Source organism: Lichenicola cladoniae (genome assembly GCF_013201075.1).
GTDB lineage: Bacteria > Pseudomonadota > Alphaproteobacteria > Acetobacterales > Acetobacteraceae > Lichenicola > Lichenicola cladoniae.
Map to the genome: position 1 here is coordinate 4,670,566 of NZ_CP053708.1, position 22,504 is coordinate 4,693,069.

At 66.9% G+C, this 22,504-nt stretch carries 23 protein-coding genes; 8 read left to right on the top strand and 15 right to left on the bottom strand.

All coding sequences use genetic code 11. The features are described from left to right. The gene (gene lpxK, locus HN018_RS21170; RefSeq protein ID WP_408886735.1) at positions 1-1,011 is read left to right on the top strand and encodes a tetraacyldisaccharide 4'-kinase; all 1,011 of its coding nucleotides are present in this window, start codon (positions 1-3) and stop codon (positions 1,009-1,011) included. Positions 1,012-1,204: 193 nt separating this feature from the next. After that, positions 1,205-1,567: a hypothetical protein gene (locus HN018_RS21175; protein ID WP_171836952.1), complete on the top strand. Its 363-nt coding sequence runs from the start codon at positions 1,205-1,207 to the stop codon at positions 1,565-1,567. A 176-nt stretch (positions 1,568-1,743) separates the two neighbouring features. Here the strand turns inward: HN018_RS21175 and HN018_RS21180 are convergent, their stop codons facing one another. Beyond that, positions 1,744-3,210 carry a penicillin-binding protein activator gene (locus HN018_RS21180; RefSeq protein ID WP_239478882.1) on the bottom strand — a complete coding sequence of 489 codons (1,467 nt, stop codon included), beginning with the start codon at positions 3,208-3,210 and terminating at the stop codon, positions 1,744-1,746. Between HN018_RS21180 and rsmI the strand changes: the two genes are divergently transcribed. Next, positions 3,192-4,205, top strand: a complete 1,014-nt coding sequence (rsmI, locus tag HN018_RS21185) for a 16S rRNA (cytidine(1402)-2'-O)-methyltransferase (protein WP_171837062.1) — start codon at positions 3,192-3,194, stop codon at positions 4,203-4,205. The two genes, HN018_RS21180 and rsmI, sit on opposite strands and share 19 nt — an antisense overlap. Here rsmI and nagA read toward each other — a convergent pair. From nagA to HN018_RS21230, 9 genes are all read right to left on the bottom strand, one after another. Next, positions 4,100-5,356 (bottom strand): N-acetylglucosamine-6-phosphate deacetylase, encoded by a 1,257-nt coding sequence (nagA, locus tag HN018_RS21190; RefSeq protein WP_171836951.1) that lies wholly within the window; start codon positions 5,354-5,356, stop codon positions 4,100-4,102. The two genes, rsmI and nagA, sit on opposite strands and share 106 nt — an antisense overlap. Before the next feature lie 203 nt (positions 5,357-5,559). Continuing rightward, positions 5,560-5,742 carry a CsbD family protein gene (locus tag HN018_RS21195; RefSeq protein ID WP_171836950.1) on the bottom strand — a complete coding sequence of 61 codons (183 nt, stop codon included), beginning with the start codon at positions 5,740-5,742 and terminating at the stop codon, positions 5,560-5,562. 85 nt (positions 5,743-5,827) lie between these two features. Beyond that, positions 5,828-6,448: a LolA family protein gene (locus tag HN018_RS21200; RefSeq protein WP_171836949.1), complete on the bottom strand. Its 621-nt coding sequence runs from the start codon at positions 6,446-6,448 to the stop codon at positions 5,828-5,830. A gap of 43 nt (positions 6,449-6,491) precedes the next feature. Then, positions 6,492-7,448 carry an iron exporter MbfA gene (gene mbfA / locus HN018_RS21205; protein WP_171836948.1) on the bottom strand — a complete coding sequence of 319 codons (957 nt, stop codon included), beginning with the start codon at positions 7,446-7,448 and terminating at the stop codon, positions 6,492-6,494. 133 nt (positions 7,449-7,581) lie between these two features. Then, the gene (gene purH / locus HN018_RS21210; RefSeq protein ID WP_171836947.1) at positions 7,582-9,156 is read right to left on the bottom strand and encodes a bifunctional phosphoribosylaminoimidazolecarboxamide formyltransferase/IMP cyclohydrolase; all 1,575 of its coding nucleotides are present in this window, start codon (positions 9,154-9,156) and stop codon (positions 7,582-7,584) included. 47 nt (positions 9,157-9,203) lie between these two features. Beyond that, entirely contained in the window at positions 9,204-11,096 is a 1,893-nt protein-coding gene (gene ptsP / locus HN018_RS21215) for a phosphoenolpyruvate--protein phosphotransferase (protein WP_171836946.1), read from the bottom strand. Beyond that, a complete protein-coding gene (locus HN018_RS21220; protein WP_171836945.1) occupies positions 11,083-11,412 on the bottom strand; it encodes an HPr family phosphocarrier protein in 330 nt (109 codons plus the stop codon). The genes ptsP and HN018_RS21220 overlap by 14 nt, the downstream gene beginning before the upstream one ends. 21 nt (positions 11,413-11,433) lie before the next feature. Further along, positions 11,434-11,928 (bottom strand): PTS sugar transporter subunit IIA, encoded by a 495-nt coding sequence (locus HN018_RS21225; RefSeq protein ID WP_171836944.1) that lies wholly within the window; start codon positions 11,926-11,928, stop codon positions 11,434-11,436. Between the two features lie 322 nt (positions 11,929-12,250). Continuing rightward, positions 12,251-12,751, bottom strand: a complete 501-nt coding sequence (locus tag HN018_RS21230) for an HPr kinase/phosphorylase (RefSeq protein WP_171836943.1) — start codon at positions 12,749-12,751, stop codon at positions 12,251-12,253. Between the two features lie 136 nt (positions 12,752-12,887). Here HN018_RS21230 and HN018_RS21235 point away from each other — a divergent pair, with 136 nt between their 5' ends. From HN018_RS21235 to HN018_RS21245, 3 genes are all read left to right on the top strand, one after another. Then, entirely contained in the window at positions 12,888-13,295 is a 408-nt protein-coding gene (locus HN018_RS21235) for a Rid family hydrolase (protein WP_171836942.1), read from the top strand. 116 nt (positions 13,296-13,411) lie between these two features. Beyond that, positions 13,412-15,604 carry a glycosyltransferase gene (locus HN018_RS21240; RefSeq protein ID WP_172443505.1) on the top strand — a complete coding sequence of 731 codons (2,193 nt, stop codon included), beginning with the start codon at positions 13,412-13,414 and terminating at the stop codon, positions 15,602-15,604. Positions 15,605-15,671: 67 nt separating this feature from the next. Continuing rightward, complete coding sequence (locus HN018_RS21245) at positions 15,672-15,941, top strand: DUF3126 family protein (protein WP_171836940.1); 270 nt, start codon at positions 15,672-15,674, stop codon at positions 15,939-15,941. Here the strand turns inward: HN018_RS21245 and HN018_RS21250 are convergent. Genes HN018_RS21250 through HN018_RS21260 form a run of 3 tightly spaced genes read right to left on the bottom strand, consistent with a single transcriptional unit; the run spans position 15,853 to position 18,430 of the window. After that, the gene (locus tag HN018_RS21250) at positions 15,853-16,680 is read right to left on the bottom strand and encodes a metal ABC transporter permease (protein ID WP_171837061.1); all 828 of its coding nucleotides are present in this window, start codon (positions 16,678-16,680) and stop codon (positions 15,853-15,855) included. The two genes, HN018_RS21245 and HN018_RS21250, sit on opposite strands and share 89 nt — an antisense overlap. Before the next feature lie 11 nt (positions 16,681-16,691). Beyond that, a complete protein-coding gene (locus tag HN018_RS21255) occupies positions 16,692-17,522 on the bottom strand; it encodes a metal ABC transporter ATP-binding protein (RefSeq protein ID WP_171836938.1) in 831 nt (276 codons plus the stop codon). Further along, complete coding sequence (locus HN018_RS21260) at positions 17,519-18,430, bottom strand: metal ABC transporter solute-binding protein, Zn/Mn family (RefSeq protein ID WP_171836937.1); 912 nt, start codon at positions 18,428-18,430, stop codon at positions 17,519-17,521. The genes HN018_RS21255 and HN018_RS21260 overlap by 4 nt, the downstream gene beginning before the upstream one ends. A gap of 65 nt (positions 18,431-18,495) precedes the next feature. Between HN018_RS21260 and HN018_RS21265 the strand changes: the two genes are divergently transcribed. Beyond that, positions 18,496-19,014 carry a transcriptional repressor gene (locus HN018_RS21265; protein WP_171836936.1) on the top strand — a complete coding sequence of 173 codons (519 nt, stop codon included), beginning with the start codon at positions 18,496-18,498 and terminating at the stop codon, positions 19,012-19,014. A gap of 129 nt (positions 19,015-19,143) precedes the next feature. Next, entirely contained in the window at positions 19,144-20,175 is a 1,032-nt protein-coding gene (locus HN018_RS21270; protein ID WP_171836935.1) for a hypothetical protein, read from the top strand. Here HN018_RS21270 and HN018_RS21275 read toward each other — a convergent pair. Both HN018_RS21275 and HN018_RS21280 read right to left on the bottom strand, forming a co-directional pair. Beyond that, positions 20,141-21,118 carry a nucleoside hydrolase gene (locus tag HN018_RS21275; protein ID WP_171836934.1) on the bottom strand — a complete coding sequence of 326 codons (978 nt, stop codon included), beginning with the start codon at positions 21,116-21,118 and terminating at the stop codon, positions 20,141-20,143. The two genes, HN018_RS21270 and HN018_RS21275, sit on opposite strands and share 35 nt — an antisense overlap. A 78-nt stretch (positions 21,119-21,196) precedes the next feature. After that, on the bottom strand, positions 21,197-22,501 hold the full coding sequence (locus HN018_RS21280; RefSeq protein WP_171836933.1) for a bifunctional folylpolyglutamate synthase/dihydrofolate synthase: 1,305 nt from the start codon (positions 22,499-22,501) through the stop codon (positions 21,197-21,199). Positions 22,502-22,504 lie beyond the last annotated feature (3 nt).

Below are 22,504 nucleotides of genomic sequence, written 5' to 3' on the forward strand. Positions count from 1 at the left end.
GTGCGGTCCCCTGCCTTCTGGTCTTCCCGCCGGCCGAGCCTGGCCGGGACATTGCTCGGGCCACTGGGGGCTATCACCGAGCGTATGACTGCCCACCGCCTGCGGCGTCCCGGCTGGACGGCCCCGGTCCCGGTGATCTGCTGCGGCAATGCCGGCGTCGGCGGTGCCGGCAAGACCACGCTGGTCCTCGACCTTGCGGCACGGATGCAGGCACGGGGCGTCGCGGTGCATTGCCTGACCCGGGGCTACGGTGGACGCGCCGGCCGGACGGTCCTGCGGGTCGACGTAGGTCGGCATGATGCCGCCCTGGTCGGAGACGAGGCGCTGCTGCTGGCGGGGCAGGCGCCCTGCTGGGTCTCCGCGGATCGTGCTGCCGGCGCGCAGGCCGCGATCGCAGCCGGCGCGCAGATCCTGCTGATGGATGACGGGCTGCAGAATCCCGGCCTGATACAGGATTGGCCGCTGCTGGTGATCGATGGCGCCGCGGGCTTCGGCAATGGCAGGCTGCTGCCGGCCGGCCCCTTGCGCGAGCCGGTCGGCACCGCCGCTGCCCGGGCGGGTGCGGCCGTGATGATCGGCGCGGACGAAACCGGCGACGGCGCCAGGCTGCCGTCCGGCCTGATGGTGCTGCATGCGGAGCTGGTCATGGACGAGGCGGCGCTGGCGCTTCGCGGACGAAAATTGCTTGCGTTCGCCGGCATCGGCAGGCCGGAGAAGTTCTTCCATGCCCTGGACCGGATCGGGCTCGGCCTGGCCGGCACACATGCCTTTTCCGATCATCATCGCTTCCGCGCCCGGGAGCTCGATGCACTCCGACGCGACGCCGCACGATTGGACGCTACCCTGGTCACGACGCCCAAGGATGCGGTGCGGCTGCCGACGGCATTCCGCAGGGAGGTCGTCGTTGCCGGCGTGTCTCTGCTCTGGCAGGACCCGGCCGCACGCGATGGATTGATCGACCGGATGATCCGGACCAAGGGCGTCGACGTAGACGATTTCGATCTTGGCTGATCAAGCTAACACGGCACATGAAGTAAAGCCGTCAGCATCGTAACGGATCATTGCATTTTTATCACACAAGATTTTGGAAGAGTAGAAACCACTGGTCCAGACCCGGTCGTTCAGCAGAATCCAGTTGGCGAGGTGAAGTGGAGCCAGTTACCGTCCTCACGATATAGCGAGCCTCTCTGCTAAGGGTTCATCAATGGCCAAGCCTGCGCTGCTTCGTGACTTCTCGGTCGACTCAAATATCGTTTCTCTTCGGCTCCGTTTCTTGCCACGTCACCGGGAATATTTGATGCGCTGGCTACAGGCTGGTGCCTCGATGGGTCTCTGCGACGTGGATGTATCCCCGCGCACCCTGACCGACGCGCCTGTCGTGCTGGAACACGTGCTTGTCTGGGTCCGGGAAAACGCCGACCCGGCCTACATGGTTCGTCCCGACGGCATGCGCTGGCTGGTGATCGATCACGTGCGCAATCACCGCCTCGGCAGCTTCCCGAGCTTCGAGGCGGCCTTGTCGTGCATCCGGCCGGTCCTGACCCCCTCGGCCATCGCCGCCGCCTGAGATCGTTGACAATGCTACTGCGCCGGCGAGCCGACGCGACGGTCTCCGCTTCCGGTGCTCACGGCCAATAAGGCCGCTCCGCGCCGGTTCTCGACCGTCACGCCGGGCGCTGCGCTCTCACTCGGCGCAACGCATTCTCAACGATCTCATTATTCGGGGTGACGACAGGAAGCAGGTCAGCTTCCTGTGTCGTTGAGGGTGCTTGGGGCGGGCTGGACGATGGTGGAGCCGCCGCCGGGCTGGACCTGGAAAATGGCCAGGGCACGATGGACGTGGCCGTCGGGCTTCAGGGTGAACACACCGTCCACGCCGGCGAAGCCGTCGGCCCGGGTCAGGTCGCCGACATCGTAGCTCTTCGAGGCGATGCTGCGTGCCAAAGCGGCCGCGTCATACGGGATATCGGTGAGCAGCTTCGGCGACTGGTGGTAGGCAGCCTGATACAGCTGGACGAAACCGAGGCGGGCCGTCGGCTGCGGACCCGCATACCAGGCGCCGGCAAGCGCATGCAGCTTGCTCGCGAAGGCGCCCCACAGGAGCGGACCCATGATCCGCACCTGCGCCGCATTTATCCCGGACGTGTGCAGCGACGTGATCACCTGCTGAAGCTGAAGACCCGTGTCGCCCAGCAGCAAGGCGTCGAACGGGGGGGCAGGCAGTGGGGGTCCCGGAGCCACGACCGCTGGCGTGGTCGCGGCAGTCGCCGAGATTCCGGACAATGGTGCGGCCGGTGCCGGCCAGACCTGCTGGCCCGGTAACGCGGCTGCGGGCGCCGCGGGCGTGGCAGCCACGGCGGCATCCTTCAGCTGCTGGTCGACCACGCCCTGACGGGTCGCGAAGTCGGACAGCTGTTTCATCGTGGCATCGATGCTCTCGTTGGTCCCGGCATGGGTCAGGATCGTCGGCGGCGGCAGGCCGGCATCGGCACAGGCGAGGGTCAGGCCCTGGGCCATTGCCTCCCCGAGCGCGCTCGATGGCAGCAGGGCGGCGATGCGGGTGCGGCCTTCCTGCTTGGCCGCGAACACCAGCCGGCGCACCTGCTGCTCCGGTGTGACACCCATCACCCAGACCCCGGGATGCGACTGGGTCACGTCGCTGGTAAAGGCCAGGACCGGCACGTTGGCGGCGGCGGCGATCGGCGCGACCTGGGCAGTATCGGCGGAGGTCAGCGGTCCCAGGATGATGCGGTCACCGGCATTGATAGCCACGGTCGTGGCATTGGCCGCACCCGACGGGCCGGCGGTGTCGTGCGGATCCAGGATCGGCGATCCGGGCGCCGCAAGCGCCAGCTTGGCCGCGCGGAGCATGGCTTCGCCCAGGCCGCCGTTCGGACCGCTCAGCGGCAGCAGGATGCCGACCTTGGGGCCACTGGGCGGAACCACCGGCGGGGCCGGCAAGCCGATCGCACCCGATGTGACATCGGACTGCAGCGTCGCCTGGTCGCTGGGCATGACCGGCGCAACCGGAGCACCGGAGCCGAACATGTTGGCGCAGGCGGTCACCAGCAGGGTCGAGGCCAGGAGCGGCAGGCGGAGCATCCGGGCAGGCGAGCACCAGTGCCCTGTTTGAGACGATCCTGTGCCTGCTTCGCGTTGACGCCGCGCATCGAGGCGCGCCCACTGGCGTGATGCCTGAAGACTCGTCATCCCTTCCCCCTGATTCACCCGAACTCGATCCTTCTGCTTCGGTCCCGGACCCGACCGACGACGTGTCGGACCGCGTAGCACGAGATGCCGGAGGACTGGTGCTCGTGTCCACGCCGATCGGCAACCTCGGCGACATGACCCAGCGCGCCATCGAGTATCTGCAACAGGCCGACCTGGTACTGTGCGAAGACACCCGGACGACCGCCCGGCTGTTCTCTGCAAAGCATATCTCCGCTCGCACCGAAGCGTTGCATGAGCACAATGAGCGGCAGCGCATTCCCGCCCTGCTGGACATGCTCCGGGCCGGACGGCGTATCGCCCTGGTCTCCGACGCAGGCACGCCGCTGGTGTCCGATCCGGGCTTCCGGCTGGTCCGCGCGGCGATCGAGCAGGGCATCCATGTCACCGCGGCACCCGGCGTGAACGCGGCGATCACCGCGCTGACCCTGTCCGGCCTGCCGCCGCATCCGTTCCTGTTCTTGGGGTTCTCGCCGCCACGCTCCGCCGCCCGCCGCGAGACGTTCGGCCGGCTGCTGGCCGCGGAACGTGCAGGATTGTCGGCAACGCTGATCTGGCACGAGGCGCCGCACCGGCTGGCGGAGATGCTGGCCGACCTGCACGCCGTGTTCGGCACACGCGATGCCGCCGTGGCCCGCGAGTTGACCAAGCGGTTCGAGGAGGTCCGGCGCGGCACGCTGGACGTGCTGGCAGCGCACTACGCGACCAACCAGCCCCGTGGCGAAATCACCGTCCTGATCGGGCCTGCACCGGAGGATTCCGGCGATGCGGGCGGACTCGACGAACGGTTGCGGGCGGCACTCGCCACCCACTCGGTCAAGGATGCCGCGACCCTGGTGGCGGCGGTGGTGAGCCTGCCACGCCGGGTGGTCTATGCGCGGGCAATGGAACTGGCGGCAGACGCTGCGGCACTGGCAGCCTCTTCGGACGACGAGCCCGAAGAACCGGTGGAGGACGATGCCGGCGCCACGAGCTGAGGCAGTTCGACACCACGGCGCCAGCAGCGCTGGCACGTCAGCTCGTTATCGAGCAGCACCAGGTCGGCAGCACGCCCGGCTTCCAGCCGGCCATGCGTCCGCTCCATGCGCATGAACCTGGCCGGGTAGAGGCTGGCCATGCGCAGTGCTTCCTCGACCGGGATGTCCAGGTCGAATGCGGCATGGGCGACGGCGCGGTCCATGGTCAGGTCCGAGCCGGCCAGGGTCCCGTCGGCCAGGGTCAACCGCCCATCCTCGCGACGCACGGTACGGCCGTTCAGCAGGAACTCGTCCTCGTCGTCGTCGAGCTCGATCCCGGCCAGCGGCATCGCGTCCGTCACCAGCATCAGCCGCCCCGGCAGGCGCTTCGACGCCAGGGCGATCCGCAGCATGACCGGGTCGACATGGTGCAGGTCGGCAATCAGCCCGGCCCAGATCTCGCCGCGTTCCAGCGCCGCACCGACCAGGCCCGGCGCGCGGCCGGTCATCTGCGACATGGCGTTGAAAAGATGGGTGACGCCGGTGGCGCCGGCGTCGATTGCGGCAAACACGGTATCCGCATCGGCATCGCTATGGCCGAGACTTACGGTGACGCCTGCACGTACCAGCCGCTCGATCTGTTCCGGCGATACGATTTCAGGTGCCACCGTGAGCAGAAGATGCTCGATCCCTGACTCGAGGATCAGCACCATGTCCTCCTCGCCCATCGGGCGGATCAGTGCCGGATCGTGCGCACCACGGCGGGCCGGACTAAGGAACGGACCTTCCAGATGCAGGCCGGCTATCCCCGGCGTGCCAGCCTCGATCGCCGCCTGGACCGCACCGATCGCCGCCCTCATCGCATCCGGGCGATCCGTGATGAAGGTAGGCAGCAATGCTGTCGATCCGTGCCTTGCATGCGCGGAGGCGATCGTGTTCAGCCCTTCAGGGCTGGGATCCTCGTTGAACAGCACGCCGCCGCCGCCATTGACCTGCACATCGACGAAGCCTGGCACCAGCAAGCCTTCGAGCCGCTGCATGCGCGTGTCACGAGGCAGTGATGCCATCGGCGCAAAGCCGATGATCCTGTCGTCTGCCAGCAGCAGGGCATGATCGACCAGCGTCGTGTCGCCGGTGAAGATGCGCGCACCGACCAGAGCTATCTGGAACATCAACGAGACCCTGCAGCATGGCGCAGTGATAGCCAGATGATCGGCAGGATCGATTGCCTGGATGGCGGTGACAAGCACGTCATGACGGCACGATAAGCTCCTGGGGCACGCTCTCTAATATAGGGAGCCTATCACTGGACGTGCCGAATATCGAAGACGCAACCGCCGGAGCAGTCGCGCCTTCGGACAAACTATGAGTTGGATCAGTCCTTTAGGACGTCCCGCACGGCATCCTTGCCCTTGCCGACACCTTCCTGGACGTGGCCACCGGCCTTCTCGACCTTGCCTTCGGCTGCAAGCTTGTCGTTGCCGGTCACCTTGCCGGCGGCTTCCTTGAGGGTCCCCTTGATCTGGTGGCCGATGCCGCCAGCGCGATCCTTGTCCATCGTTCTCTCCGGTCGGGAATAGTCCCGTCGAGATAACGATGTTGTCGCATATCGGTTCCGGCCGGGGTCCGGCTGGACGGAACCGTCAGGGTTCGACCTTGGTATCGAACAGCTTCTGCTCGATCGGCATGCCGACAGTCAGGTCGAACAGGTCGATCTGCGTCTCGCGTCCCTGCGCGTCGATCACGCTCCACGCCTTCAACGACAACGGAGCGTCGGCGAGCACCAGCGTCAGGCTGCCGTCGCCGGGGCTCGCGGTGCGCACCAGGGTCGCCTGCACGATCCCGTTCGCATGACTGAACGCGGTCACCGTCACGTCGCCCGCAAGGCTCAGGTTCGGGCGCAGGAGCAGCCCGAGCGGGGTCTTGTCGAGCGGGATCTCGGTCGTCTGCTTGAGCTCGCTGTCGGTGAACACGAGCCGCCCGTTGCCCGCGACCAGCAGCAACGGACTTGGCTTGTCATAGGCAAAGCGCATCCGCCCGGGACGGTCCAGCCAAACGATCCCGGTGCTGCGCCGGCCATCCGGCGCGAGCTGCTGGAACCGGCCCTTCAGGGTGGTGATGCCGTTCAGGGTATCCTGGATACGGGCAACCCATCCCAGGTCGGCGGGGGTGAGCTGTGCCTGCCGGGCTGTCTGGGCCAGCGCGCCCGCAGCACCGGACATGGAGGAGATCAGCAACAAGGTCGGGAGCAGGAAGCGGCGCATGGGACCACCTTCTATCCCGCCGGCGCATGCTTGACGATACGCCTCAGGCAGATCCGATCAGCACCCCGGCCGCGAAGACCAGGCCGCCGCCGAACAGGATCTGGATCGCCGCCGACAGGAAAGGCGTGTCCTGGTAGCGCCACCGGATCCAGGAAATGATCGCGAGCTCGACCACCACCACCACACCGGCGACTGCGAGCGCATCGTTGAAGTTCGAGATCAGGAACGGCAGCGTATGGCCGATGCCGCCCAGCGTGGTCATCAGCCCGCAGATCACCCCGCGCAGTAGCGGTGCGCCGCGCCCTGAGAGCTTGCCGTCGTCGGACAACGCCTCCGCAAAGCCCATCGAAATGCCGGCACCGACCGAGGCCGCGATACCCACCAGGAAAGCATTCCACGGCAGGTGCGTCGCGAACGCTGCCGCGAACACCGGCGCGAGCGTCGAGACCGAGCCGTCCATGAGCCCGACCAAGCCGGGCTGCACCACCTGCAGCACGAAGCGCCGGCGCGCATCGTCATCCTCGATTTCGCGCTTGCTGGCCGGAAGCCGCTTCAGCTCGATCGCACCGGCCGCCTGTTCATGGGCGTCCTCGGCCATGGCCAGGTCGCCCAGCAGCTTGCGGATCGCCGGATCGGACGAGCGGCCTGCCGCCTGCCGATAGAAGCGGGCAGCATCGAGTTCCATCTGTCTCGCATGCCGGCGCATCGCCTCGATGCCTTGCCGCTGCACCTGCCACGGTGCCCGGCGCTGGACGAAGCCGGCGACATCCTGCCGTCGCACCATCGGGATATGGTCACCGAAGCGGCTGGCATACAGGTCGATCAGCCGCTGCCGATGCTGCTGCTCCTCGACGGCCATCTCGGTAAAAATCCCCGCGCTGTCGGGGTAGTTTGCGCGAAGCTGATGCGAGAAGTCGGCGTAGACGCGCCCATCCTCTTCCTCGCTGGCAATTGCCAGAGCAAGAATCTCGCCTTCGGTCAGATCATCGAATTTCCGCATAGCGAAGTAATTGCCGTTGCGGACAAACTTTTCAAGTCACGTTAACTCATTGCAACTGCTTCGCAAAAACGATTTCTCTTGTAATAATGCGATCTGTTCTCGATCGCACGCTTGCAGCGGAACGGTCTCGCTCTCAATGGCGGAAGTGACGCATCCCGGTAAACACCATCGCCACGCCGGCCTTGTCGGCGGCGGCGATGATCTCGGCATCGCGGATCGAGCCACCCGGCTGGATCACCGCGGTGGCCCCGGCCTCGATCGCGATCTCGAGTCCGTCGACGAACGGGAAGAAGGCGTCCGATGCGACCACGCTACCCTCGGTCAGCCGGCCTTCGAGCCCTGCTGCCTTGGCGGCCTCGGCACTCTTCGACGCGGCGATGCGGGCGGAGTCCACGCGGCTCATCTGGCCGGCACCAACCCCGACGGTCGCACCGTCCTTCACGTAGACGATCGCATTCGACTTCACGTGCTTGGCGACGCGGAACGCGATGATCAGATCGGCCAGCTCGGCATCCGTCGGCGCCCGCCTAGTCACCACCTTCAGGTCGCCGGGACTGCCATTGTCGCGGGTCTGGGCCAGGAAGCCGCCGGCCACGCTCTTGATCTGTACCGCTGGTGCCGAGGGGTCCGGCATGGCACCGGTCAGCAGCAGCCGCAGGTTCTTCTTGGCCGCCAGCACCAGCCTGGCGGCGTCGGTGGCGTCCGGCGCCACGATCACCTCGGTGAAGATCTTGACGATCCGCAGGGCGGCTGCCTCGTCCAGGGTGCGATTGACCGCGACGATCCCGCCGAATGCCGAAACCGGGTCGCAACGCAGGGCCAGGTCCCAGGCCGTCTCGAGATCGGCGGCGGTGGCGACGCCGCAGGGATTGGCGTGCTTCACGATCACCACGGCCGGGTGCTCGAACTCGGCGACGGCCTCGAAGGCGGCATCGGTGTCGTTGAGGTTGTTGTAGGAAAGCGCCTTGCCCTGGATCTGGGTAGCGGTGGCGATGCCGGGACGTCCGCTGCCGTCGGTGTAGAAGGCTGCTTTCTGGTGCGGGTTCTCGCCGTAGCGCAGCGCTTCGGCACGGGTGCCGCCAACCACCATGCGTACCGGCAACAGGTCGCCGCGCTCGGCGCTGAACCAGGCGGTGATGGCGGCATCATACGTCGCGGTGCGGGCGTAGGCGGTGCCGGCCCAGGAACGGCGATCGGCCAAGGTGGTGCCGCGCAACGTCTTCACGCTGTCGATCAGTGCCTGATATTGCGTGGGATCGGTCAGTATCGCGACATGCGGATGGTTCTTGGCGGCCGCGCGGATCAGCGCCGGGCCGCCGATATCGATCTTCTCGATGCAGTCGGCGACATCAGCACCCGACGCCACGGTCGCCTCGAACGGGTAGAGGTTGACGCACACCAGGTCGATCGGCGCGATCGAGTGTTGATCCATCTGCGCCACGTGCTCGGGGAGGTCGCGACGGCCCAGGATGCCGCCATGGATCTGCGGCACCAGGGTTTTCACCCGCCCGTCCAGGATCTCCGGGAAGCCGGTATGGTCCGACACCTCGATCACCGTGAGGCCGGCATCGCGCAACGCCTTGGCCGAGCCGCCGGTCGAGAGCAGTTCGGCGCCATGTGCTGCCAGGGCCTTCGCCAGTTCGACCAGCCCGGTCTTGTCCGAAACGGAAAGTAGGGCGCGCCGGATCGGCAGGATGTCGGAAGTCATGGTGCTGGGTCCTATCCCGGGTCGGGCAAGCGGGGTGCAGGCGGGGCTTATCTCGCCGCGAACTCGGTGAGAAGGCGTGAGATGTGGTGCGGGTCGCTCTCCTCCATCACGCGCCGCGCAAGCCTGCGGCATTCATCCAGCGCCGCCTGCCGCACCACCTGCTTCACGCGCGGGATCGCCGAGGCGTTCATGCTGAACGAGCGCAGGCCCATGCCCATCAGCAATGGCACCACCAGCGGATTGCCGGCGATCTCGCCGCAGAGCGATACCGGCCGGCGCAGGCGCAGCGCGGCATCGGTGGCGTGGCCGATCAGCCGCAGCACCGCCGGATGCAGCGGGTCGTAAAGCGACGCGACGTCGTTCGAGGCGCGGTCCACCGCGAGCGTGTACATGGTGAGGTCGTTGGTGCCGATCGCCAGGAACTCGGCCTCGAGCGCCAGCGTCTCGGCGCCCAGTGCCGCGGCCGGGGTCTCGATCATGATGCCGAGCTGCGGCAGCTTGTCGGGCAGGCGGACACCGCGGCGTCGCAGGCGCCGTACAACACGGTCATAGATCTCGCGTGCCATACGCAGCTCGGCCAGGGTGGTGACCATCGGCAGCAGGATGCGCACGTGTCCGTCACGGGCAGCGCGCAGGATCGCCGCCAGCTGGGTTTCCATCACCAGCGGATTCTGCAGGAGCAGTCGCAGCCCGCGCAGGCCGAGGGCGGGGTTGAGATCGGTGGTTCCGGTGAAGAAACCCACCGAACTCAAGGCTTCGCTTTGTTTCTCGCCGCCCCAGTCCAGCAGGCGGATGGTGGTGCACTCGCCGCCCATGGCGTCGATGATGCTGCGATAGGCCTCTTCCTGTTCGAGTTCGTCGGGCAGGGTGTCGGCATTGATGAACAGGAACTCGGTGCGCAGCAGGCCGATCCCGGCCGCACCGGCCTGGGCGATCAGCGGCAGCTCGGCCGGCAGTTCCAGGTTCGCCTGCAGCTCGACCGCCTCGCCGCCCGTGAGCTTGGCCGGCAGCCGGCGCAATCGCCCGAGCCGCTGCCGCTCCTTGGCGTATGACACCACGTCCCGGCGCGCCGTCTGGATGCTGTCGGGACTGGGATCGAGGGTGACCAGACCGGCACCGCCATCGACCACGATCTGGCAGCCGGCACGGGCCTGCGCGGTGATCCCGGCGACCCCGAGCACGGCGGGAATCCCCAAAGCGCGCAGCATGATCGCCGTATGATCTGCGGTGCCGCCATCATCCATCACCACCCCGGCGATCCGGGCCGGGTCGATCAGGGCGGCATCCGAGGGACGCAGCTGCTCGGTGACCAGGATGACCCCGGCCGGCAGCTTGGCGAAGGAACGGAACGGTGCGCGGGTCAGGTTGCGGATCAGCCGGCGGCCAATCTCGCGCACTTCCTCGGCGCGACGCAGGGCGGCAGCGGCCTCCTCGCCATCGAGCGCCACGGCACCGGGCAGGCGTGACGGGGTGAGCAGCTGGGCCAATGCCTCGGCTTCCACCATCACCGCGGCTTCGGCGTTCAGCTTCTCCCTGACGATCCGGGCAGCGGCGTTCCGCAACAGCCGGGACGGTCCGAGCATCTGGCGATAGACGTCGAGCAGTGGCGCGATCTCGGCCTGGCTCTCCTCGGACAGGAAGGCGAGCCTGGATTTCAGTTTCTCGAGCTGGCGCAGCGACCGTTGCACCGCCTCGTCGAGCCGCGCGGTCTCGAATGCGATTTCGGAGCTCTGCAGATTACGCGGAGCCACCGGCGCCGGGGCCTCGGCGGCGAAGGCGACCGGACCGATGGCGATCCCGGGATAGATCCCCTGGCCCGAGAAACGTCGTTCCTGCACCGGCGTGGGGGCCGTAGCCCTGGCGCTGGCAGGCTTGGGGCCGGACGCCCTGGTTCTTGGCCGGGACGGAACCGATCTGCCGCTGTCGTCAGTCCTGCTCATCGAAGCCAGCCTCGACCAGCGTGGCGAGCGCGTCGAGCGCTTCCTGCGCATCCCACCCGTCCGCCTCGGCCTGCAGGATGATGCTGGCGCCCCGGCCGGCGCCCAGCATCATCAGGCCCATGATCGAGCGTGCTGACACCACCTGGCCGTCACGCGACACATCGACGGGGGTGTTGAAGCGCTCGGCCATCACCACGAACCGGGCAGCGGCGCGCGCGTGCAGGCCGCGCAGGTTGACGATAGTGACGGTTCTGGTCAGCAGGTCGGGTTGTGAGGCCACCGGCTCGCGGTCCGGTTCGTTATCTGCAGTCGCCATACGCGCCGAACCGCAGGCCGGTCAGCCGGCGACCGTGACGGGGCGTCTGCGGACCGGAGCGTCGATCACCGGTTCCAGGGCCGCGTCGATTGCCTTGCAGCACACGGCACCGCCGAGGCATGTCTCGGGCAGTCGCGAGGCAGCCGCGATGTATTTGCGGCCGGCTCCCTCGGCGATGTCGATGCATTCGTCCAGCGTGCGGTTCGAGCGGACCTTGGCCAGCTTGACCAGCATCGGCAGATTGACGCCGGCGATGACCTCGATGTCACCACGCTCCAGCATCGAGATCGCGAGATTCGAGGGCGTGCTGCCGAACATGTCGGTCAGCAGGATAACGCCGTCATCGTGATCGACTGCGACGATCGCGGCTTCGAGGTCGCGGCGGCGGGCCTGGATGTCGTCGTCGGCACCGATCGACAGGGTCGCCATCTGCTGCTGCTTGCCGACCACATGCTCCATGGCGGCGCGAAGTGATGCGCCGATATCGCCATGGGTGATCAGCACCAGGCCGATCATAGGATCGATCCGGCCGGAGCCGTCCCGGTGGACGCATCCAGGGACGAACTGCCATCCGATACTGTCGCCTGATCTATTCGGCCGGGCAAACAGACGGACACCTGGTCCATGGACACTCTTTTCACCTGTTCCGAGCTAACCACAGCATTGTCCACGACATGTCCAGAAACAGTTCGTGCTCTGGCCGTGCTGCAACAGATCGGGCAGACGGATTCAATGTGGGCAGGACCTCATGGATATGGTGCGGCAGAACGGGTTGCAGCGGATTCTTACGATGTGATCCATGTGTTACGCACGTGTCAGATATGTATGATTTGCAATGTTATTGGGACGGACTAAGGCCACCGCACGAGAGCGACCTGCGCCCCGCCAGGCAGTCGAGGGCGATCTCGACCCGTAGCGGCGCCGAGGCGTGGAATGGCTCGGTCCGTATCATCGGCACGCCGAGCCCGGCGTGGTGGCCTGGGGTCGGCAGCCGGGCGGTTCCGCGATCAGAAGGTTGCTCGGTACGCCTCTCGTGCTCAGCCACGTTGTCCAGCGCCACGACCAGCAACAGCGGCACCGGGGCAACGTATGCCATCCGTAGCAGTCCGAGCCCGCGAACTTCGATCAGTCCGGCAAGCGCAGCCGGCGGCGAGATCAGTCCGGCCTCGATAATGACCTGGTCGTCTGCGACCAGTTCGAAGCCGCGATCGAGCAGGCGAAGCAGCAGATCGGATTTCCCGGCGCCGGGGCGACCAAGCAACAGTACGGCCTGGCCATGGAGCGCACCGCTGCTGCCATGGATCGTCAAAGGCGTTGAGCTTGCATGCAGGGTGGCCATCCGAAGGTCCTCGATACTATCGACAAACGACCCGAGTTTTGCGATTTGATGCTGAAATCGTGAACACTGGATAAATATTGATTTGAAAAATCCGCCATTCTAACGCAGTTGTGACGAAACCCGAACTGGAGCGTTCATGGTGTCGGTCACGACGAGGACGCAGCTGCACGATCCCGAACCCACCCTGACGTCGCGGATCGAGCGCCGTCCCGGGGAGGGCCGACAGGAGGTTCGGGTGCGGCGCGTCACCGGTTTCGATCGCCGCCAGGGTGGGTTTCCGCGACGTCTGTCCGAACAGTGCCGACAGGCGCTGATGAACGGGGCGCAGTCTCTCGAGGCGGTCGGACTGTCGATGAGCGACGTGGTCCGGGTGATCTACCTGGTGCACGATGCTGACGCATTCCCGGCCTGCTTTCCGTTGCTGCGCGATGCGTTCGGCGATGCAAGGCCCGCTCTGACCCTGCGCCTGGTCGGCGGTTTCGATACGCCCGACGTCAAGATCGAGCTCGAGCTGATCGCGCGCGGCCGCAGCCTGATCTCGTAGCGTCGCGTCGCGATCGTTCGCGGTCGGCGCTGCCGGCAACCATCATGGATAGTGTGTTCGGAGACGAGCGGGCCGCTGGAGCGGCGGCTCTCCCTGTGCCGGATCCGGACCGATGCGTGATCGATGCGCACGTGCAGCAACAGGATGCGGAGATCGCGCTGCTTCGGCTGCATCTGGCAGCCCACCGGGCAAGCCGGTTCTGGCGCGCCACCTGGCCGATGCGGCACCTCCTCGACCAGCGTCCCAAGGTCGTGCGGCGGACCCGGCAGGCGCTGAAGGCCCTGTGGTGGACAGCGACACTGCAGCTGCCGATGCGGCTCAGGGCGAGGACCGCGTATCGGGCGGCGATCGCTTTGCCTGTACATGCGGATCACGGACCGGTCGTGCAATCCGTGCCGCCGGTGCTGCCGACCACGACCACTCCCATGGTGTCGGTCATCATCCCCGCTTACGGACAGGCCGGGGTCACGCTGATCTGCCTCGAGGCGATTGCGGCCTCGCGAACCATGACGCCATTCGAGGTCATCGTTGCCGAGGACGCGTCGGGCGATCCGGACATGATGGTGCTGGACGCCATCGTCGGGCTGCGCCTGGTCCGCAACCAATCCAATCTTGGCTTCCTGCACAATTGCAACACCACCGCTTTGCTGGCCCGCGGCCGCTACCTGCTGTTCCTGAACAACGACACCGAGCCATTGCCCGGGTTTATCGACGAGTTGGTCGCCCTGGCGGAGGCTAGGCCGGATGTCGGGCTGGTCGGCTCCAAGCTGCTGTTCCCGGATGGGCGGCTGCAGGAAGCGGGCGGCATCATCTGGCAGGACGGGACCGGTTGGAACTACGGCCGAGGCGATGATCCGACATTGCCCCGGTACAATACCGTGCGTGAGGTCGACTACATCTCCGGCGCGTCGATCCTGCTGAAGCGGGACCTGTTTGAAGCACTCGGGGGCTTCGATCCGCTGTTCGCGCCCGCCTACTACGAGGATGTGGATCTGGCCTTCCGGATCCGCGCACGGGGCTTGCGGGTGATGTACCAGCCGGCCAGCGTGGTGATCCACCATGAGGGGGTGTCGCACGGTACCGATCCCACATCCGGTATCAAGGCGCAGCAGGAGGTGAACCGGCATCGGTTGCTGGCGCGCTGGCCGCAGCTTCTGGCCTCTGAGCATAGCCCGTCCGGGACCGACCCGATGCGGGCGCCGGAGCATGCGAAGGGACGTACGACCATCTTGGTCATCGACCATTATGTTCCGGAGCCGGATCGCGATGCCGGATCGCGCTCGACCATGGGCATCGTGACGGCGCTGCGGGACGCCGGGTGGGTGGTGAAGTTCTGGCCGCAGAACCGCACGCACAACGACTATACCCAACTGCTGGAAGCAATCGGCATCGAGGTGCTGGATGGTCGCCTGGACCTGAACTTTCCGCAGTGGATCGCCCGGAACGGCGCCGAGCTCGACCATGTGCTGGCGATCCGGCCGGAGGTCGCCGACGAGTACATCTCGGATCTGCTCTCTCACACGAAGGCACGCCTCAGCTTCTATGGCGTCGATATCCATCATGTGCGGATGCGGCGTCAGGCCATCCTGCTCGGTGACGCTGCCCTGGCGGCGGAAGCCAACGAGATGGAGAAGCTCGAGCGACGGCTCTGGGGCATGTTCGACGTGCTGCTGTATCCGTCGGAGGCGGAAGCGGCTCAGGTCCGGTCCCTGGTTCCCGGGGCGCCGGCGCGCGGAATCGTCCCGTTCAGCTTCGACCGCTTCCGCGCACGGGGCGCACCACCCGTTGAACCGGTGATCCTGTTCGTGGCCGGGTTCGCGCATCCACCCAACATCGATGCGGCAACATGGCTGGTCCGGGAGATCCTGCCGCTGGTCCGTGCGCGGGTGCCGGCGACCAGGCTGGTACTGGCCGGATCGCATCCGACCGCCGAGGTGCGGGCGCTGTCTGATGGCGACAGGATCACCGTGACCGGCAACCTGAGCGAGGCCGGGCTTGCGGCGATCTATCTCGAGGCGCGTGCGTCGATCGTACCGCTCCGGGTCGGTGCCGGGGTGAAAGGCAAGGTGGTCGAGGCGCTGCAGCAGGGCCTGCCCCTGGTCACCACGTCGATCGGCGCGGAAGGAATACCGGGGCTGGAGCAGGTGGCGACGGTGACCGATGACGCGGCCGGGCTGGCTGCCGGGCTCGTCATGCTTCTGCTGGACGACCGGCGCTGGGCGGTCAACTCGGCCGTGCAGGTCGCGTTTGCCGAGCGCCATTTCTCCCGGGCAGCCCTGGCCGAGAGCCTGTTTGCCGCTCTCGCGTGATCTTCGTTTTCATCGGCGGCGATTATGGCCTATCCCACCGGGCCCAACGGACTTGAAAGATCGTTCCATGAACACTTCCGATATCACCCGCGTCCAGGCCTACCTGCGCAAGCTGCTCGGCTCGGAAAAAGTCATGGTCGTGGCTCCTCCGCGCAAGGGTGCCACGGTCGAGCTGGCGATCGACAAGGAAGTCATCGGCACCGTGCATCGTGACGAGGACGAGGGTGAAGTGTCCTACTCGATCCACATCACCGTGCTGGAAGAAGACCTGGCGCCGGCGACCGACGAGACGAAGACCGCGGTGTCAGGCAAGACAGCAGGTACGCCGCGGCGCTGAGGGCGGTAATCCAGAAGCTTGCCGGCCAGTCGGTGGCCCAGGCGAGCATGATACCGCCCCAGGCCTCGACCAGCGCCAGCAGAGCCGACAGGGCGATCCCCGCCCAGAGAGAGCTTGTGACACGCTGAGCCGCCGCGGCCGGCCCGACCATCAGGGTAAACACCAGCAGCACGCCGACGATCTGCGCGCAGCCCGCGGTCGCCAGTCCGACCAATCCCAGGAACAGCACCGAGACCAGCCGCAGGCGCACCCCACGCGCCTCGGCAAGCTCGGGTTGCAGGCTGGCGAACAGCAGGGGCCGCGCGATGATCGCCAGGCCTGACAGGGCAAGTGCCCCGAGCACCAGCAACGTCCAGAGCGTGGCGCAATCGACACCGAACACGTTGCCGAACAGCAGCGCCGTCGCCTGCGATGCGTAGGCGGTGAAGAAGTGCAGGAACAGCAGGCCGAACCCGAGCGACAGCGCCAGCACCATGCCGATCGCCACGTCCCGGCCAGCCACCTTCTCGCCCAGCAGTCCCATCGCCAGGCCGGCCAGCAGGGTCAACGCGACGAGCCCCCATAGCGGCGGCAGGCCCAGCAGGACCGCGCCGGTGGCGCCGGTGAAGCCGACATGGGACAGGGCGTGGCCGGCGAAACTCTGCTGGCGCAGCACCAGGAAGAATCCCACCGGCCCGGCCACCAGTGCCACGATGGTCGCGGCGGCGAAGGCATTGACCATGAAGCCGTAGGCGAACAGGCCGGACAGCATCACGCGGACCTTGCAGGGGCATGATCGTGCGAGTGGACATGACACGGACCGTGCGCGTCGCGCTCCATGTCGTGGGCATCGGACATCACGAAGATCCGGCCATCAAGCCGTACGACCTCGATCGCCGCACCATACAGGCGGGACAAACTTGACGAGGTGATGACCTCGTCCACACTGCCGAGGGCGGCATGACCGCGACCGAGATAGAGCACGCGATCGAGTGCGCCGAGCAGCGGGTTGAGCTCGTGCGCGCTGAACAGCACCGCGATGCCGAGTGTCCGCTGCAGAGAGCGCACCAGCGCCACCACCTCGGATTGCCTGGATGGATCCAGGCTGATCAACGGCTCGTCGAGCAGCAGCAGCCTCGGTTCGCCCAGCAGCGCCTGTGCCAGCAGCAGCCGCTGGCGTTCGCCGCCGGACAGCTCTGCGAGGGGTCGTGCCGCGAGCGACGTCGCCTGCACCAGTCCGAGCACGCGGTCGACTTCGCGACCGGCGGCGGCACTCGGCAGCTGCATGCCCCAACGATGACCGTCGAGTGCCGCCATCACCATCGTCGTGCCGCTGAGGCGTGGCGCGACCTGCGCCCGCATCTGCGGCATGTAGCCGATCAGCGGATTGCCGCGCCGGACCGGATGGCCGAACACCTCGATATGTCCGGTCGCCGGCCGCAGGAGACCCAGGATCGCCCGCATCAGGGTGGTCTTGCCGGCGCCGTTCGCCCCGAGCACGCCGATGAATTCATCGGAACCGATCTCGAGGGAGATGTTGGACAATACCGCCCGCCCGCCCTGGACCAGGGTCGCATCCGCGATCGCGATGGCGGCCTTCATGGGTGACCGCGCGGGCGATCGAGCGCGTGGTCGACGGCATCGAGGTCTGCCAGCATCCACTGCGTGTAGTCCAGGCCATGCGGCTCGGTCTCGGTGACGCCGACCACCGGGATGCCCGCCCGCTGGGCAACGGCCCTGAGGCGCTGCGCTGCGCTGTCGGTCGCCTGGCTGTTGAAGAACAGCAGCCTCACGCGCCCGAGCCGGAGATCCTGTTCCATCATGGCGATATCGGATACGGCCGGCTCGGTGTCGTTCATCACCGCAAGCTGGAAGCGCTGGTTGTGCATGTCGAGCCCGAGTGCCGATGCCATGGCTCCGAACACCGGCTCCGTGGCCGTGACCGGCGTGCCGGCGTAGCGGGATTTCAGCGCAGCCACACGCACCGCGACCGGCGCGATGGTGGCCAGCACTTGAGCCAGCCGGGCGGCATAATCGACCGCGTTGGCTGGATCCTGCCGCGACAGCTGTGCCGCCAGGGCGCGGGCATAGGACGGCATGGTCACCGGATCGTACCAGAGATGGGGATTGTCTCCTGCATGACGCCCGACCAGGTCCGCGACGACCAGGATCGACCGGGGCGGGCTGCCGTGGGCGAGAGTGGCGGCAACCAGTGCCGCCATCCAGGGATCGTAGCCGATGCCGTTGGAGACGACGATCGCGGCACCGGCGACCGCCCGGGCAACGCTTGGGCTGACCTCGAAGAGATGCGGGTCCTGGTCGGGGTTGGTCAGGATGCTGGTCACACTTACATGTGGACCTCCGAGGGAACGCGCCACGTTGCCGTAGACATCCTCGGCCGCGACGATGACCAGCGGTGTCGCCGCATGCGCGGAAATGCAATGCAGGCCCAGTACGCCCAGGGCGAGCCGGATCGCCAGCCAAGTGGCCGTGGTCTGTATCCGCTTCATGATCCGGGCTCTCCCAACAGGGTCGGAACTGTTATACTATAACGTGCGGGATCGAAAGAGGCGCCATGCAGACCAAGGACGACGAGGGGCAGCCGGCTGGTTTCAGCCCGGCCACGTCAGGATTGCTGGATCGGGCGGGGGTCATCTGCGACCAGCGTGGTTCCAGGCTGACCGAGTTGCGCCGCCAAGTGCTGGGGCTGGTGCTGGACAGCGAGACGCCGATCGGCGCGTACGACCTGCTCGACCGTCTGCGGGCCGCGCACAAAGGCGCCGCGCCACCGACCGTTTATCGCGCGCTGGATTTTCTGCTCGACCAGGGGCTCGTGCACAAGGTGGAGAGATTGTCGGCGTTCGTCGGTTGCGTGCATCCGGCGGGAACCGGGGAACCCCACCATCACGGCGATGGGGCCGTCCACCACCATGCAGCACAGTTCCTGATCTGCACTCGATGCGGGCGCACGATCGAACTCGAGAACGACGATGTCGCGGCGGCGCTGAGCACTGCGGCAAAGACCGCCGGTTTCATGCCGCACCGGTCTACCGTCGAAGTCGAAGGCCTGTGTGCAGCCTGTACGAGCGGTTGACCAACCGGGCCGGACAACTATAAAAACAGCTTATTCTGGCCCATCCAATCCTGCGGCGAATAATCGTCGCAACCTGTAACACGGTAATATTTCGCTACTGTGTCCAGGGCAAACATGAACGCGCAGGCTTTGACGAACAACAGCAAAATCCGGGTCAGACAAAGCGGCTTCATCAGTCCGGTCACGCGCAGGCCGATTTTCAGGATCGAGGATCAGCAGGGACAGGTGCTGCGACGTATCAGCAGCGCCCGGAATCCGGACGAGGCGGTCGCACACTACTGGCGCAGTGCCGGTTCCGATGCCAAATTCGGCGTTGCCATGCCAGACCAGCCTTCGGACGCCTCGCTACGCCGCCGGATCGCCGCGGCGCGAACCGGACGTGTCCCAGGCACTGCCGGCCGCGTTGCCATGCGGACGCACGAGCTTGCGCTGCCGGAACTGGAACTGCCGACGCAGCCGGACGTGAACGAGACGCTGCCCGAGGATATCGAGACATCCGCTCCGGTCCGTGCCGCACCCACACCAAAACGCCGGGTTCTCAAGCCGAAACCGCAGCCGCAGGCGGAAGACCTGTTTGAGCCGCTACAGCCGAAAGCGGCGCCGGAAGCGATCGAGCCCGTCGAGGCCGAACCGACGGTAGCCGAAGCGGCACAACCCAAGGCCGACTTGCCGGAAGCCGAGGCAATCGAGCCAGAGCTGGCACCGGCGTCGGCCGTAGAGGAGCCGGGGCCCGAACCGATCCACGAGCCCGAGCCCGAGCCCGAGCCCGAGCCCGACATGTCGGCGCCATACCATCTCGATCCGCAAACGGTCTTGCTGCAACAGGTCGATCATCGGAACCTGCGTCCGAACGACCGGACCGATTCCTACCTCTATCATGTGACCAACCGGGCCGAAGCGAAGGTCGCGCTGGATAACGGCCTGGTCGTCAGCGCACAGGATCCGGTCATTCTCACCGAGCGCCCCGGGGTGGCCTACTGGCTATCCGTGCTGGCGGAGGATTTCGACTTTATCCTGGATGGGCCAGCCGATTTCGTCGTGCTGCGGATGCGGCGGTTTGCCGTCGAGACGCTGCTGGAGCCGGACCCGCACGCATCCCGCAGCGCCGGCTGTGCGTGCTACCTGCTTACCGGTGGGCCTGCACAGGACCGGCAGGGATGAACGTGCCGGCGTAGAGCGCAAGCACGCCGGCAACATCGACATCGACCGCTACCGATTGCTCGGGGTGCGCGTCCCAGGCGCCGACCGGAAACGGGGATTGCTTCGGCTTCTGGATCGTCTGTCCCGAGGCGAGCCCGCCGCAGACCACCCGGACCGGGCCCCGCCTGATGGTGAACAACTCCGGAGCGACGGCATAGGCCACCGCTAGGCTGTCATGGGTGAAGATGCCGTCCAGGCGGCGGGTGCGCTGGTGGAACGCCTGGTAGCCGCGACTGAGGTCCCACAGGAATTGCCCGTCCTCGCCGCCGTCCCGGCGCAGGCGTTCGAGATACGCCGCATCCATCACCACCTGCTGGGTGACGTCGAGGCCGATGATGGTCACCGGCCAGGGTGCGGTGAACACGACGTCGGCGGCCTCGGGGTCGTTGGAGATGTTGGCCTCGGCGACCGGGGATACGTTGCCGGTATGGCCGTGCATGCCGAACGCACCGCCCATGACCACGACGCCCTGCACCAGCCGGGCGATCTCGCGGTCCTTGTCCAGGGCGCGGGCGAGATTGGTCAGCGGGCCGACCGCGATGATGGTGATTTCGTGCGGGTTCGCACGGATCAGGTCGATGATGAACCGATGACCGCGTCTCAGATCCACCGTGGACCGGATCGTATCGGGGATGTCGATGTCGCCGAGCCCGTTCGAGCCATGCACATGGCCGGCGGGACTACCCTGGCGATTGAGCAGGGTGACGCCCGACCCTTGCGACACGGGCGCGGGAAAACCGAACCGGTCCTTCAGGAAGAGCGCGTTGCGGGTGACGGTGTCGATATCGGCGTTGCCGTGCACCGTGGTGACGCCCAGCAGGTCGAGTTCCGGACGCCGGGTCAGGAAGCGCAGGGCCATCGCGTCGTCGACGCCCGGGTCGGTGTCGAAGATCACCTTGCGCATTGTCCTGACCCCGTAACTGGTAATAGCCCAGGAAAGACCGCGCGGACATGAAACGCAACAAGGACCGCCCGCAGCCCGCTAGTCCGGCACCCAGCCATCGAGCTTGAGCACCTCGCCGGCCAGGTACAGGCTGCCGCAGATCAGCACCCTGCCAGGCGGGCGGGGCGTTTCGAACAGGCTCGAGAGCGCCTGGACCACCGTCGGGCCGGGCCGGGCCACTCCGCCCGATGATGCGACGATGGCCTCGACCGGGAGAGCGAGATGCTGCCCCGGCTCCGAGACCGCCCAGACGGTCTCGGCGTGCGTCAGCAGGGGTGCGAGGAAGCCGGCCGGGTCCTTGCTCTGCTTCATGCCGACCAGCAGATGCACCGGCCGGTCCGACCAGCCGTCGAGCGTTGCCGCGAGTGCCAGGCCGGCGCCGGGATTATGGCCGCCATCGAGCCAGAGCTCCCAGCCTGGCGGCAGGGTCGTCGCCAATCGGCCGGTCAGGCGCTGCATCCGTGCCGGCCACGTCGCCTGCGCGATGCCGGCGAAGGCATGCTCCGGAAGTGCCAGTCCCGATGCGCGCAGCGCGGCGATCGCCAGCCCGGCATTGTCGATCTGATGCGGGCCGTCCAGGCCGGGCAATGGCAGGTCCACCACCCCATGCCGGTCCTGGTAGCGGAGCGGCTGCGCGGCGTTCGTGGTGCGCTCGATGGTCCAGTCGCGGTCGCGCAGCAGGAGCGGCGCCTGTTGCCGATCGGCTTCCGCGACGATCTCGGCCAGCGCTTCCGGCTGGTGCCGCCCGGTTACGATCGGCGATCCCGGCTTGATGATGCCGGCCTTCTCCCGTGCGATACCGGCCAGGGTGTTCCCGAGAAACCCTTCATGGTCCATCGACAATGATGCGATGGCGCAGGCGGCGGGGCCTGCGAGCAGGTTGGTCGCGTCGTAACGGCCGCCGAGCCCCACCTCGATGATGGCCAGGTCCGCCGGCGTTTCGGAAAACAGCAGGAACGCGCAGGCGGTCAGCACCTCGAACACGGTGATTGGTGCACCGGCATTGACGTGCTCGATGCGCTCGAGCGTCGCCACCAGATGCGCCTCGGTCACCAGTCGGCCGGCGACCCGGAACCGCTCGGTGACGTCGACCAGATGCGGGCTGGTGGTTGCGTGCACGCTGAGCCCGGCCGCCTCGGCGATCGCGCGAAGATGCGCGCAGGTGCTGCCCTTGCCGTTGGTGCCGGCAACGTGGATGACCGGTGGCAGCTTCCGTTCCGGATGATCCAGCTTGCCGAGCAGCGCTTCCAGCCGGCCGAGGCTGAGGTCGATCAGTGCCGGATAAAGCCGCTGCAGCCGCTCCAGCACGAGAACGCTACGGCCACTGAACTCGGGCGACAGCATGGG

What these genes read in the sequence shown, in the direction of transcription:
- ptsP (WP_171836946.1), bottom strand. Translation starts at nt 11,096, where the DNA reads ATGAGCAGGACTGACGACAGCGGCAGATCGGTTCCGTCCCGGCCAAGA.
- HN018_RS21175 (WP_171836952.1), top strand. Translation starts at nt 1,205, where the DNA reads ATGGCCAAGCCTGCGCTGCTTCGTGACTTCTCGGTCGACTCAAATATC.
- HN018_RS21225 (WP_171836944.1), bottom strand. Translation starts at nt 11,928, where the DNA reads ATGATCGGCCTGGTGCTGATCACCCATGGCGATATCGGCGCATCACTT.
- HN018_RS21195 (WP_171836950.1), bottom strand. Translation starts at nt 5,742, where the DNA reads ATGGACAAGGATCGCGCTGGCGGCATCGGCCACCAGATCAAGGGGACC.
- mbfA (WP_171836948.1), bottom strand. Translation starts at nt 7,448, where the DNA reads ATGCGGAAATTCGATGATCTGACCGAAGGCGAGATTCTTGCTCTGGCA.
- HN018_RS21235 (WP_171836942.1), top strand. Translation starts at nt 12,888, where the DNA reads ATGGTGTCGGTCACGACGAGGACGCAGCTGCACGATCCCGAACCCACC.
- HN018_RS21230 (WP_171836943.1), bottom strand. Translation starts at nt 12,751, where the DNA reads ATGGCCACCCTGCATGCAAGCTCAACGCCTTTGACGATCCATGGCAGC.
- HN018_RS21180 (WP_239478882.1), bottom strand. Translation starts at nt 3,210, where the DNA reads ATGACGAGTCTTCAGGCATCACGCCAGTGGGCGCGCCTCGATGCGCGG.
- HN018_RS21260 (WP_171836937.1), bottom strand. Translation starts at nt 18,430, where the DNA reads ATGAAGCGGATACAGACCACGGCCACTTGGCTGGCGATCCGGCTCGCC.
- nagA (WP_171836951.1), bottom strand. Translation starts at nt 5,356, where the DNA reads ATGTTCCAGATAGCTCTGGTCGGTGCGCGCATCTTCACCGGCGACACG.
- rsmI (WP_171837062.1), top strand. Translation starts at nt 3,192, where the DNA reads ATGCCTGAAGACTCGTCATCCCTTCCCCCTGATTCACCCGAACTCGAT.
- HN018_RS21220 (WP_171836945.1), bottom strand. Translation starts at nt 11,412, where the DNA reads ATGGCGACTGCAGATAACGAACCGGACCGCGAGCCGGTGGCCTCACAA.
- HN018_RS21255 (WP_171836938.1), bottom strand. Translation starts at nt 17,522, where the DNA reads ATGAAGGCCGCCATCGCGATCGCGGATGCGACCCTGGTCCAGGGCGGG.
- purH (WP_171836947.1), bottom strand. Translation starts at nt 9,156, where the DNA reads ATGACTTCCGACATCCTGCCGATCCGGCGCGCCCTACTTTCCGTTTCG.
- HN018_RS21265 (WP_171836936.1), top strand. Translation starts at nt 18,496, where the DNA reads ATGCAGACCAAGGACGACGAGGGGCAGCCGGCTGGTTTCAGCCCGGCC.
- HN018_RS21245 (WP_171836940.1), top strand. Translation starts at nt 15,672, where the DNA reads ATGAACACTTCCGATATCACCCGCGTCCAGGCCTACCTGCGCAAGCTG.
- HN018_RS21280 (WP_171836933.1), bottom strand. Translation starts at nt 22,501, where the DNA reads ATGCTGTCGCCCGAGTTCAGTGGCCGTAGCGTTCTCGTGCTGGAGCGG.
- HN018_RS21200 (WP_171836949.1), bottom strand. Translation starts at nt 6,448, where the DNA reads ATGCGCCGCTTCCTGCTCCCGACCTTGTTGCTGATCTCCTCCATGTCC.
- HN018_RS21275 (WP_171836934.1), bottom strand. Translation starts at nt 21,118, where the DNA reads ATGCGCAAGGTGATCTTCGACACCGACCCGGGCGTCGACGACGCGATG.